Origin of the sequence: Arthrobacter cavernae (assembly GCF_017368795.1) — a bacterium.
GTDB lineage: Bacteria > Actinomycetota > Actinomycetes > Actinomycetales > Micrococcaceae > Arthrobacter > Arthrobacter cavernae.
The window spans coordinates 114,187-125,340 of sequence record NZ_JAFNLL010000013.1; the positions used below are offsets into that span (position 1 = coordinate 114,187).

General features: G+C 67.1%; 12 protein-coding genes, 6 tRNA genes and 1 riboswitch. Of the genes, 5 read left to right on the top strand and 13 right to left on the bottom strand.

Translation table 11 applies throughout. The features are described 5' to 3' along the window. Nucleotides 1–93: 93 nt before the first annotated feature. The 13 genes from J1902_RS07490 to J1902_RS07550 form a co-directional block, all read right to left on the bottom strand. The gene (locus J1902_RS07490; RefSeq protein WP_207615628.1) at nucleotides 94–357 is read right to left on the bottom strand and encodes a phosphoribosyl-ATP diphosphatase; all 264 of its coding nucleotides are present in this window, start codon (nucleotides 355–357) and stop codon (nucleotides 94–96) included. Nucleotides 358–491: 134 nt separating this feature from the next. Then, on the bottom strand, nucleotides 492–977 hold the full coding sequence (gene ribH / locus J1902_RS07495) for a 6,7-dimethyl-8-ribityllumazine synthase (protein ID WP_207615629.1): 486 nt from the start codon (nucleotides 975–977) through the stop codon (nucleotides 492–494). A gap of 18 nt (nucleotides 978–995) precedes the next feature. Continuing rightward, entirely contained in the window at nucleotides 996–1,700 is a 705-nt protein-coding gene (ribA, locus tag J1902_RS07500) for a GTP cyclohydrolase II (RefSeq protein WP_207615630.1), read from the bottom strand. Continuing rightward, entirely contained in the window at nucleotides 1,697–2,395 is a 699-nt protein-coding gene (gene ribB / locus J1902_RS07505; protein ID WP_207615631.1) for a 3,4-dihydroxy-2-butanone-4-phosphate synthase, read from the bottom strand. Before ribB ends, ribA begins: the two co-directional genes overlap by 4 nt. Then, nucleotides 2,392–3,072 carry a riboflavin synthase gene (locus J1902_RS07510; RefSeq protein WP_207615632.1) on the bottom strand — a complete coding sequence of 227 codons (681 nt, stop codon included), beginning with the start codon at nucleotides 3,070–3,072 and terminating at the stop codon, nucleotides 2,392–2,394. The genes ribB and J1902_RS07510 overlap by 4 nt, the downstream gene beginning before the upstream one ends. After that, nucleotides 3,072–4,193, bottom strand: a complete 1,122-nt coding sequence (gene ribD / locus J1902_RS07515; protein ID WP_207615642.1) for a bifunctional diaminohydroxyphosphoribosylaminopyrimidine deaminase/5-amino-6-(5-phosphoribosylamino)uracil reductase RibD — start codon at nucleotides 4,191–4,193, stop codon at nucleotides 3,072–3,074. Before ribD ends, J1902_RS07510 begins: the two co-directional genes overlap by 1 nt. A gap of 11 nt (nucleotides 4,194–4,204) precedes the next feature. Then, entirely contained in the window at nucleotides 4,205–4,897 is a 693-nt protein-coding gene (pnuC, locus tag J1902_RS07520; RefSeq protein ID WP_207615633.1) for a nicotinamide riboside transporter PnuC, read from the bottom strand. Between the two features lie 89 nt (nucleotides 4,898–4,986). After that, nucleotides 4,987–5,144: riboswitch (FMN riboswitch) on the bottom strand. Nucleotides 5,145–5,246: 102 nt separating this feature from the next. Further along, the gene (gene rpe / locus J1902_RS07525; RefSeq protein WP_207615634.1) at nucleotides 5,247–5,903 is read right to left on the bottom strand and encodes a ribulose-phosphate 3-epimerase; all 657 of its coding nucleotides are present in this window, start codon (nucleotides 5,901–5,903) and stop codon (nucleotides 5,247–5,249) included. Between the two features lie 87 nt (nucleotides 5,904–5,990). Beyond that, entirely contained in the window at nucleotides 5,991–7,544 is a 1,554-nt protein-coding gene (locus tag J1902_RS07530) for an RsmB/NOP family class I SAM-dependent RNA methyltransferase (RefSeq protein ID WP_207615635.1), read from the bottom strand. Next, a complete protein-coding gene (fmt, locus tag J1902_RS07535; RefSeq protein WP_207615636.1) occupies nucleotides 7,541–8,461 on the bottom strand; it encodes a methionyl-tRNA formyltransferase in 921 nt (306 codons plus the stop codon). The genes J1902_RS07530 and fmt overlap by 4 nt, the downstream gene beginning before the upstream one ends. Beyond that, on the bottom strand, nucleotides 8,458–9,030 hold the full coding sequence (gene def / locus J1902_RS07540) for a peptide deformylase (protein ID WP_207615637.1): 573 nt from the start codon (nucleotides 9,028–9,030) through the stop codon (nucleotides 8,458–8,460). The genes fmt and def overlap by 4 nt, the downstream gene beginning before the upstream one ends. A gap of 48 nt (nucleotides 9,031–9,078) precedes the next feature. Further along, nucleotides 9,079–10,017 (bottom strand): PD-(D/E)XK nuclease family protein, encoded by a 939-nt coding sequence (locus J1902_RS07545; RefSeq protein WP_242701729.1) that lies wholly within the window; start codon nucleotides 10,015–10,017, stop codon nucleotides 9,079–9,081. A 141-nt stretch (nucleotides 10,018–10,158) separates the two neighbouring features. After that, a tRNA-Val gene (locus J1902_RS07550) sits at nucleotides 10,159–10,230 on the bottom strand. A 294-nt stretch (nucleotides 10,231–10,524) separates the two neighbouring features. Between J1902_RS07550 and J1902_RS07555 the strand changes: the two genes are divergently transcribed. From J1902_RS07555 to J1902_RS07575, 5 genes are all read left to right on the top strand, one after another. After that, nucleotides 10,525–10,597 (top strand) — tRNA-Gly (locus tag J1902_RS07555). Nucleotides 10,598–10,643: 46 nt separating this feature from the next. Continuing rightward, nucleotides 10,644–10,714: transfer RNA gene (locus J1902_RS07560), tRNA-Cys, on the top strand. 38 nt (nucleotides 10,715–10,752) lie between these two features. Next, nucleotides 10,753–10,827, top strand: a tRNA-Val gene (locus J1902_RS07565). A gap of 58 nt (nucleotides 10,828–10,885) precedes the next feature. After that, a tRNA-Gly gene (locus J1902_RS07570) sits at nucleotides 10,886–10,958 on the top strand. A gap of 46 nt (nucleotides 10,959–11,004) precedes the next feature. Beyond that, nucleotides 11,005–11,075, top strand: a tRNA-Cys gene (locus J1902_RS07575). Nucleotides 11,076–11,154: the final 79 nt, after the last annotated feature.

Consider the following 11,154-nt stretch of genomic DNA (forward strand, 5'->3'; position numbering starts at 1 on the left):
GAAGGATGGTTTTCAGGCACTCGGGCCACGCGGTGGGTTCCGCTTCCGGCGGCCCGTCTGATTGACGGGGCCCCGGACGGCGGAATGGCGTGGCTAGAGATGCTTGTAAACGTCTTCCAGGGTGAGGCCCTTGGCGAGCATGAGGACCTGCAGGTGGTAAAGCAGCTGGGAGATTTCCTCGGCGGCGGCGTCGTCGGATTCGTACTCGGCGGCCATCCACACTTCGGCGGCCTCTTCCACGACCTTCTTGCCGATGCCGTGGATTCCGGAGTCCAGTTCGGCGACGGTACGGGAGCCTGCCGGGCGGGTCGCTGCTTTCTCACTCAGTTCTGCGAACAGCGTCTCGAAATTCTTCACGCACTCCAGACTACTTGCTCGCGGGCCGGCACTGCGTGTCGGGGCCTTGCATGACGAAGGGGATGTGAGTGATAACACACCCGCATCCCCTTCGGCCCATGGCCGGCGGCCGTTGGAACCGGCAGTCCTTGGAACTATGCGTACTGCTTGAGGGTCAAGGCCGTGGCGAGCGCCGCGGTGACGGCCTCGTGGCCCTTGTCTTCGGAGGAACCGGCCAGGCCGGCCCGGTCCAGGCCCTGCTCCTCGGTGTCGCAGGTGAGCACGCCGAAGCCCACCGGCACACCGGTGCGGACGCTGACATCCGTGAGTCCCGACGTCGCGGCCTGGCAGACGTAGTCGAAGTGCGGCGTGCCGCCGCGGATGACGACGCCGAGTGCGACGACGGCGTCAAAGTGCGGTGCCAGCCGTGCCGCTGCGACGGGGAGCTCGAAGGAGCCCGGAACGCGCAGCAGGACGGGCTCGGCGATGCCGGCCTCCTTGGCCGCGCGCAGGGCGCCGTCAACCAGGCCGTCCATGATCTGGGTGTGCCAGCTGGCGGCAACGATGGCCAGCTTCAGCTGTGAGCTGGCCTCCGGGTTGAGGGTGCTGAGGTCGATGGTGGGGGCGCCGTGTCCGCTCATGGGTCTGTGTTGGTCCGTTCAGTCTTGGTTGAGGTCGAAAGTGCTGTTTACTGTGTGCTTGGACGAACCGGCGGTCTCGGTGTCGAGGGCCAGGAGGTGGTCCATGCGGTCCTTCTTGGTCTGCAGGTAGCGGATGTTCTGTTCGCGGGACGGCACCTCGGTGGGGACCATCTCGACCACAACAACACCTGCCTGCGCCAGGCGGTTCTGCTTATCCGGGTTGTTGCTGAGGAGCCGTACTTCGTGCAGGCCCATCTCGGCAAGGATCTGCGCCGCGGCCTTGTAGCAGCGGGCATCGACGGGCAGGCCGAGCTGCTCGTTGGCCTCCACGGTGTCGAAGCCGGCCTCCTGCAGGGCGTAGGCCTTGATCTTGTTGGCAAGGCCAATGCCCCGGCCTTCCTGGCCGCGCAGGTACAGCAGCGTGCCGCCCTCTTCGCGGATCAGTTCCAGGGCGTAGGCGAACTGCTCGCCGCAGTCGCAGCGGTAGGAGCCGAACACGTCTCCCGTGAGGCATTCGGAATGCAAGCGCACCAGCGGGGCTTTACCGTTCCGTGGGGCATCCGGAGAGCTGACGGCCAGGTGTTCCACGCCGGTGACGTGGTCGGTCCAGGCCTGGGCCACAAAGTCACCAAAGGCCGTGGGCAGCTGGACGATCGGTCCACCACTTACTGGATGCGGCGCGCGGGCGGTGTTGCCGCCGTCGCGGGTTGTCACTGCGGTCATTGCTTCTCCTCATCCGCGGACTGGGCTGCTCCCCCGTCGCTCTCCAGCGCTTCGACGTATGCCACCAAGTCTTCAATGGAGATGAGGGGGCATCCGTGTTCGGCGGCGAAGTCGCGCAGGCTGTCCAGACGCATCATTTCACCGTTGTCATGTACCAACTCGGCGATCACGCCCACCGGAGCCAGTCCGGCAAGACGGCACAGGTCCACGGCAGCTTCCGTATGGCCCGGACGTTCACGCACTCCTCCCATAACGGCCCGCAGCGGGAAAATATGCCCGGGGCGCGTAATGGATGATGGCGTGCTGGCCGGATCGGCCAGGATCCGGGCTGTCAGTGCCCTGTCCGTAGCCGAGATTCCTGTGCTCACGCCGACGGCGGCATCGCAGGAAACCGTGTAGGCCGTGCCCTTGGCGTCCTCGTTGATGTCCACCATGGGCGGCAGGGCGAGGGCATCGGCCCGCGCGCCCTCAAGCGGCACGCAGATGACGCCGGAGCTGTAGCGGATGGTCCAGCCCATGAGGGCAGGCGTGGCGTGTTCGGCGGCGAAAATGATGTCGCCTTCGTTCTCGCGGTCTTCGTTGTCCACCACGATCACGGCCTTGCCGGCAGCCATGGCCGCGACCGCGGCTGCGACCGGGTCCAGGCCGTGCCGCTCGCCGGCGTCCAGTGTGCTTTTTGCCTGCGCGGAGCTCATCGCGCGTTCTCCTGTTCCGGTGCTGCTGCGGGGGCCGGTTCGGCGGCATGCGCCGGGGCTGCGGAGCGTGTGGTGAAGGACAGCAGCCGTTCGGTGTACTTGGCCAGGACATCCACTTCCAGGTTCACGCGGCCCCCGGTGGGCTTTGCGCCCAGGCCGGTTTCCTCCAGCGTGGTGGGGATGAGCCCCACTTCGAACCAGGGGGCGGATTCCGCCGCGGGGCTGACCGCGGTGACGGTGAGCGATACGCCGTCGACGGCGATGGAACCCTTCTCGGCGATGTACCGCGCCAGCGGGGCCGGGACGCCGAAACGCAGGCGGTCCCAGTTCCCCAGCGCCTCGCGCTCCACCAGCACGCCGACGCCGTCGACATGGCCTTGGACGACGTGGCCGTCCAAGCGGCCGCCGGCGGGCACACAGCGCTCAAGGTTGACCGAGTCACCTGCCGCGAGTTCGCCGATGGTGGTGCGGACCAGGGTCTCCCCCATGACGTCGACGCTGAAGTCCTGGCCGTCGATGTCCGTGGCCGTCAGGCAGACGCCGTTGACGGCGATGGAGCCGCCCAGGGCCAGGCCGTCCGTGGTGGTCGGTGCCTTGAGGCGCAGGGTCGCGCTCGCGTCGCCATCGTGGTTGATCGACAGAACGGTGCCCTGTTCGGCGACGATTCCGGTAAACATCAGTGTCCTCCTGTGACAGATCCCGCAGCATCCTTGCCCGGGGTTGGATTCTCGTGGTTTTCAGTGGTCCGGCCCGGCCTCAGATGCAGCCTGAGGTCGCGGCCCAGAGACCGGACGGCGCCGCCTCCGGCATCGTCCCAGTCCCAGTGCTGGGCGTCGGCCAGGGTGGTAATCCCCAGGTCCCGCAGGGCCGGTGTACCGGATCCCAGCAGGGTCGGGGCGAGGTAGACGATCAGCTCGTCCACCAGCCCTGCGGCCAGGAACGCGCCGAGGATGCGGGAACCGCCTTCCACCATGACGTGCCTGGCTCCTTCGGCGAAGAGCAAGGAAAGCGCCTCGGCAGGATCCCGGGTGGGCAGGTGGATGAACCTGCCGTCCGTGCCGCGCACTGTGGCATCTGCCGGCACCTCGCGCAGTCCCATCACGGCACGCAGCGGCTGGGATGCCGCAAGCGCCCCGTCCGGGTCACGGGCAGTCAGCCGGGGGTTGTCCACCAGGACTGTTTCCGTGCCCACAAGGATGGCGTCGATGAGGCCGCGCAGCCCGTGGTTGTCGCGCAGCGACTCGGGGCTGGAGATCCACTGGCTCGTGCCGTCCACCGCCGCGATCCTGCTGTCGAGGGTCTGCGCGATGTGGACGGTCACGAACGGCCGTTTGGCGGCCACGGCGTCGAACCATTCCCGGTTCAGCTCCGCGGCCTCCCCGGCGGCGAGACCCGCGGCGACGTCAACACCGGCGGCTGTGAGGGTCCTGGCCCCGCCGGCGGCAGGGTCGTGGGGATCGTCCACGGCGTAGACCACCCTGGTGATTCCGGCGTCGATGATGGCCTGGGAGCACGGCCCGGTGCGGCCGGCGTGGTTGCAGGGCTCAAGCGTCACCACCATGGTGGCGCCTTCCAGGTTGATCCCCTGCAGACGGGCCTGCTTGATGGCGTCCGCCTCGGCGTGGGCGGTGCCGGCTCCGCGGTGGAAGCCGGAGACCAGGTGCCGGCCGTCGGGCCCGAGCACGACGGCCCCGACCAGCGGGTTGGCGCCGCGCGGTCCGCCGAGGGCTGCCTGCAGGGCGGCGTCCATGGCGGTGACTTCCGCCTCGCTGAAGGCTCCGGCCCTTCTGAAGAGCATGCTTTCGGTGCTCACAACGCGGCTCCTGTCGCGGCCAGCACCGGCGCGGTTGCCGGGTTTTCGCGTTGGGTGGCGCGCCACCAGACGAAGAAGCCGGCGAGGGTGAAGATCCCGTAGAAGAGGTACATGAAGGCGCTCGCGAAGTAGCCTGCGCTGAAGAGCAGCGGCACACCGACAATGTCAACGGCGACCCAGATGAGCCAGAACTCGGTCCAGCCCCGGGCCATGCCGTACGTGGCGAGCAGGGATCCCATGAACGTCCAGGCATCGGCCCAGACGGGCGGGTACGAGCCCAGGGAATCGAAGAGCGGAGTGAGTGCGGCCGTGCCGGCGAACATGGCGGCGACCAGGGCAATGCGGGTCCTCGCTCCGGCCCAGCCGGGCACGATGGCGCGGCCTTGCGTGGCGGTCTGCCTGCCCTGCTGCCAGCGGTACCAGCCGTAGACGGCGACGCCGATGAACATGACCTGGCGTCCGGCCTGGCCCCAGAGCGTTGCCGGTGTGGCAGCTCCGAAGACGTTGCCGAGGAAGACCGTCAGCAGCAGGACGTTGCCCACGATGCCGACCGGCCATGCCCAGACTTTGCGGCGCATGCCGCCAAGGGCGCTGGTGAGCCCGAAGATGTTTCCTAGCACTTCGCGTAAAACAAGCGCAGACCCGCCTACCGGGATCTGTGCTTCGAAGAGCCATCGCAGAAAGTCCATGTCGTTCCTTCCCTTGAATGCCGCGATGGCTCCGGGGGTGTACGACAGCGCGATGCCGGGTGCCGCGAGAGGACGCCCAAGGCATGACTGTACGTGCTTCTCCCATCCAGACTTTAACTGTCGGTACTGGAATTCCACCAGTTCAACCGTTCGCCGTCAGCACCCCAAATTGCTTTGGAGCGGGACGGCTTGCGGGTCGCGGACTATGACCGCCGGTTCGGAATTACACCGACCCCGGAGCACGTATGTGTGTTGTTATTCTGACACAACCCGCCACACGGCCAGGCTATTCCCGGCACAATGTGTAACGAATTTCATGGATGGTGTCATATTTCAGAGGACCCGGAGTTCAGAGGGACCCGGCGGCCCGGAGCCGCTCAATGGCCGCAGCAGGGTCGTCATGTCCGTAGACGGCGGAGCCCGCCACGAACACATTCGCCCCGGCTTCCGCGGCGCGCAGGATGGTTTCCTCGGTGATGCCGCCGTCCACCTGCAGGGCCACGCCGATGCCGGATCCGTCGATGGCGGCCCGGGCCCGGCGGATCTTGGGCAGGGTGATGTCCAGGAATGACTGGCCGCCGAAGCCCGGTTCCACCGTCATGATCAGGAGCATGTCCAGTTCGCTGAGCATGTCCAGGTAGGGTTCCACCGGCGTGGCAGGGCGCAGCGCCATGCCCGCCTTGGAGCCGCGCGCACGCAGTTCCCGGGCGAGCTTGACGGGAGCCATGGCGGCCTCGGCGTGGAAGGTTACTGAGGCGACGCCCGCGTCCGCGTAGGCAGGTGCCCAGCGGTCGGCGTCGGCGATCATGAGGTGGGCGTCCAGCGGCACCGGGCTCACGGCCTGGATGCGCTGGACTACCGGCAGCCCGAGCGTGAGGTTGGGCACGAAGTGGTTGTCCATGACATCCACGTGCACGGCATCGGCATTGCTGATCCGCTGAAGCTCCGCCTCAAGGTTGACGAAGTCCGCGGACAGGATGCTCGGGTTGATACAGCACTGAGACAAGGCAGTCCCCTCAGGTTGGTGGCGGTCAGGTGGAGGTGGAGTTGCCGCGGCTGCGTGGCGCAGCAGCGGCAGCGTCTGAAGCGTGGGCTACGGTTTCTTGCGGATGATCGCGATGAACATGGCATCCGTCTGGTGCACGTGCGGCCACAGCTGGGCCGTCTTGTCGTGTCCGGCGCCGAGGCTTCCGCCCAGGCTGACCGCATCCATGGCCAGGCCGGCGTCGAGCAGTTCGAGGTCCTCGCGCTTGCGAATAGCATCGCCCACGACGGCGGTGGTTTCGGCCGGGTGCGGGGAGCACGTCACGTAGGCCACCACGCCGCCGGGCTTGACGGCGTCGATCGCGGAGTTGAGCAGCTCGCGCTGGAGCGGGCCGAGGTCGCCGATGTCCTTGGGCGAGCGGCGCCAGCGGGACTCGGGCCGACGGCGCAGTGCACCGAGGCCGCTGCACGGGACGTCGGCCAGGACCCGGTCGAAGGATTCCGGCTGTTCCTTGCCAACGTCGCGGCCGTCGCCGGTCCGCACGGTCCAGGCGCTTTCCGGCACGGCTCCGAGCGCCTGGCGGACCAGCTTGGCGCGGTGCGGGGCAGGCTCGTTGGCCAGCAGCGTGGCGCCGTTTTCGTTCGCCAGGGCGGCCAGGAGGGCCGCCTTGCCGCCGGGTCCGGCGCAGAGGTCCAGCCATTTCTCGCCGGCGACGGTGCCGTGGCCGAGGTCCACCCCGGCGACGGCGCGCGCCACCAGCTGCGAGCCGACGTCCTGCACGCGGGTGGTACCGTTGCGGACGGACTCGAGCCTGCCGAGGTCGCCGCCGGCGGAGAGGGCCGATCCTTCGACGAGCTCGCCCCGGGCCGCGCCGTTTTCGAAGGCTTCGTCAAGGCTCCCCAGGCCCGGAAGGGCCACGAGGTTCACCACGGGGGCTGCGTTGTCCGCTTCGAGGAGATCGGTGATGTCCGAGGCGGGCCTGCCGTGGTTCACGAGGGACTGCCGCAGGGCGCGGACGATCCACTCCGGGTGGGCATGGCGCAGCGAGGCGATCCTGGTTTCGTCGTTCTCGCCGTCCAGGAGGAGGTCCAGCCATTCCGGCAGGGTGCGGGCCGCGACCTTGCGCAGCACTGCGTTGATGAGCGCGGAGGGGCCGGCGCCGATCACCGCACGGGCCAGGCCGACGGTCTGGTCCAGCGCGGCATGGGCGGGGACGCGCATGGCCAGCAGCTGGTGGGCGCCGATCCGCAGCGCATCCAGGATGGCGGGATCCAGCTGGTCCAGCGGGCGGTCAACGCAGGCGGACAGGATTGCGTCATAGGTGCCCTGGCCACGGAGGGCCCCGTAGCTGAGTTCGGTGGCGAACCCGGCGTCGCGCTTGTCCAGGCGGTGTTCACGGATGCGAACGGGAAGAACCAGGTTGGCGTACGCGTCCTCCGAGGCAACGGCACGCAGGACCTCGAAGGCCACCAGGCGTGCGGGATCTGCCCGGCGGGTGCGCTGCGAGGGCGCGTTGGTGGAGAAGCCTCGCTGCGGGCCCCGGTTGCGTTCGCGGCCCTGGGCGTCGCGCTTGCTGGCGCCCCCGGATCTGCGGTTGCCTTGGCCGCCGCCGCTGTCCCGGCTCCCGTTGTTGTTGGGGCCGCGCCGGCCGGACTCGCTCATTCGAATACCACTCTCTCGGGTGTTGCCAAGCCGCGGGCCCAATCGGCCGACGACATCATCTTCTTTCCCGCAGGCTGGATGCGGCCAAGCTCAACGGCATGGGATCCGGTGCCGACGAATACGCTCTTCCCTTCGACCCGGACAGCTCCCGGGGCCAGGTCCTTGAACTCCGGGCGCAGAGCCACGGGCTCGAGCTTGACGCGCTGCCCGTCCAGGGTGGTCCAGGCGCCTGGCTCGGGAGTCACCCCGCGGGACCTGCGGTTGAGCGCCAGCGCGGGCTGCTGCCAGTCGAGCCGGCCGTCGTCAAGGCCCAGCTTGGGTGCCAGCGAGACGTCGCCGGACTGCGGCTGGGGCGCGGCCTTGCCGGCATCGATTGCTGCCAGGGTCTGGCCCAGCAGCACCGCACCGCTGTGCGAAAGCCGCTCGAGGAGGTCACCTGCGGTGTCTGTGGGCTTGACGGACTCTGTGAGCGTTCCGAAGACCGGGCCGGTGTCCAGGCCTTCTTCAAGGCGGAAGGTGACGGCGCCGGTGACGTCGTCCCCGGCGATGACCGAGCGCTGCACGGGGGCGGCTCCGCGCCAGGCCGGCAGCAGAGAGAAGTGCAGGTTGACCCAGCCGTGCCGGGGAACGTCGAGTGCGGCGCGCGGGATGAGTCCCCCGTACGCCACGATCGCGGCCACGTCGGGTTGTGCTGCGGCGATGCGCCCGGTGGTTTCGGCATCCACTTTGCTGGCGTGGATGATGTCGATGCCGAGTTCGGCGGCGCGGGCGGCAACGGGCGACGGCGTCAGCACGCGCTTGCGGCCCAGCGGGGCGTCCGGACGGGTCAGCACGGCGACGACGTCGAACCCTGCTTTGATGAGGGCGTCAAGGGACGGGACGGCTACTGCCGGCGTTCCCGCGAACAGAACCCTCATTCAGGTGCCCCGAAGCTGCCGCCGCCGAAGCTGGAGCCGACCGAGGTGGCGCGCTTGGCGGTGGTCTGTTCGGTGACGGCGTGGTAGTTGGCGTTCCGGATGGCGCGGAGGGCGGCTTTGCGGTCCTCGCCTTCGAGCCGGTCCGTGAAGAGGATGCCGTCCAGGTGGTCCGTTTCATGCTGGAAGCAGCGGGCAAGCATGCCTTCGGCATCCACCGAGACCGGGTTCCCATTGATGTCCACACCGGTGGCCCGGGTGGCACGGTAGCGGCGGACGGGGAAGCCGAGGCCCGGAATGGACAGGCAGCCCTCGCCCTCGTCCGGCTGGAAGTCCTCGCTGTTTTCGAGCACGGGGTTGATGATGTGGCCTTCCACCCCGCCGATCCGGTAAGTGAAGACGCGCTGGCTGACACCGATCTGCGGCGCGGCGAGGCCGGCGCCGTCGACGTCTTCCATCGTTTCGGTCATGTCGGCAACCAGTTTGGCGAGCTCAGGCCCGAATTCCGTGACGGGATCGGCAACGGTGCGAAGCACCGGGTCCCCGATGATACGGATACTCAAAATGGCCATCTGCTGTATTTCCTCACGATCGGCATGCTGCGGTCCGGTGTTATGGACCTAAGCCAGTTTAGTGGAGTGCAACGGGTCCACCAGGTTCGCGAAGTTCCCGGACGGCATTGGGTTCCGGGACTGCGCGGTGCTCCCGGAATCGGCGGGGTAGGAGGGCGGCGGCACCGGCAGCAGGGCCGGGCCCGCCGCCGTGACGTTGGTGGACATTTCCCACACGCGTTTGAGCGCACAGAACTTCCACCAGTGGTGCTTCAGGACCTCGGGGTTGGCGCGCTGGGGCCGGACTTCCGTTTCCCCGATGGCCACGGCCAACAGCATGGGGTTGTCGCCGTACTTCCAGCTTTCCCACTCCCCCGCAACCGGATCCACCAGGCTTTCCTCGGCCTTCATGCCGGCAACGAGCTGCATCACCACCTTGTCATCCAGTGGCTTGACCGTACCGTCCCGTGTGGTGCCCTTGGTCTTGTAGTCGATCAGGCAGATCCGGCCGTTGATCTTCGCCACGAGGTCCAGGGTCCCCGCGTAGCCCACCGTCTTGTTCCAGACGGTGATTTCCGGCGCCAGAGGCTCCACCCGGTACAGCTCCCACCATTCGTCGAAACGCGCGGCGAAGGCGTCCTCGCCGTTGGCTGCCAATTCCTCGCGGGTTTCCTGCATGCGGTGCGGCCGGCCGAGGGCGCGGAGGGCCACCTGCTCGCAGTAGTTATGCACACGGTCGCCGCGCTGGGCTGCCTCGTCACGGTACAGTTCCGCGGCTTTCGCTGCCTTGTTAACCGCCTGGCGGATTTTCGCCGGGCTACCGAGCAGTGCCGGGAGCTCCGGATCCTTGGCCAGGCTGCTGGCGCCCATGTAACCGAACCAGCCATCCAGCGAGTGGGCCTGCTGGCCGATGACGGTGGTGATGGACGGGACGGAGAACTGCTCCGAGGTGGAGCGGGCGTACATCCGGCCGTATTCGGTGGCGTGGGCAAGCAGTGGATCTGTCATGGAAAGACTCTTTCACATGGCCCGGACAATATGGGCCCGCGAGGCAGTTGGCCGGGAGACGGCTGCCCCATGAGGCAGGCGCTTTAACACCAAAAGGTCCGCCTGATCCAAATGTTCATGGATCAGGCGGACCTTGATATGTGGGCGATACTGGGTTCGAACCAGTGACCTCTTCGGTGTGAACGAAGCGCGCTACCACTGCGCCAATCGCCCGGGTGCATAAGAAGACTAGCCGACGCTGGCCGGAATGCAAAACGGACCCAAAATGGCCCTGAACAGCAGCTATGCCTTCCCGGCCGGCATACCCGCAGCAACCGCGCCCCTTCCGAACTACAGCCATGGAATTACATCTGTGAAACTCATCAAAAACCCCGCAAATTCAACGATCCGACCACATTAGAACCCAGGTCAGGGCCCTCGATTTGGAGTTTCCCGGAACCTCCTATAGAGTTTTTACTCGTCGGAAAGCGACGGAATGCCTGCGAGGCTGACCGGCGCTCCAACACTGCGGACGTAGCTCAGCTGGTAGAGCACCACCTTGCCAAGGTGGATGTCGCGAGTTCGAATCTCGTCGTCCGCTCGCAAGGCACTGTCAAAGCAAATGTTCCCCGGAATTCTGCTTACACGGTGGGTTGGCCGAGAGGCGAGGCAGCGGCCTGCAAAGCCGTATACACGGGTTCGAATCCCGTACCCACCTCGGTGAAAACCATGGTTTCCGACTTCGGTCGGACTCATGGGCGATTGGCGCAGCGGTAGCGCGCTTCCCTGACACGGAAGAGGTCACTGGTTCGATCCCAGTATCGCCCACCAGGGCAAGGCAACTTGCTTGTTGTTGAACGCCTGGCATTCGCCAGGACGGTCTTCATGTGCGGACGTAGCTCAGCTGGTAGAGCACCACCTTGCCAAGGTGGATGTCGCGAGTTCGAATCTCGTCGTCCGCTCGCAAGGCACTGTCAAAGCAAATGTTCCCCGGAATTCTGCTTACACGGTGGGTTGGCCGAGAGGCGAGGCAGCGGCCTGCAAAGCCGTATACACGGGTTCGAATCCCGTACCCACCTCGGTGAAAACCATGGTTTCCGACTTCGGTCGGACTCATGGGCGATTGGCGCAGCGGTAGCGCGCTTCCCTGACACGGAA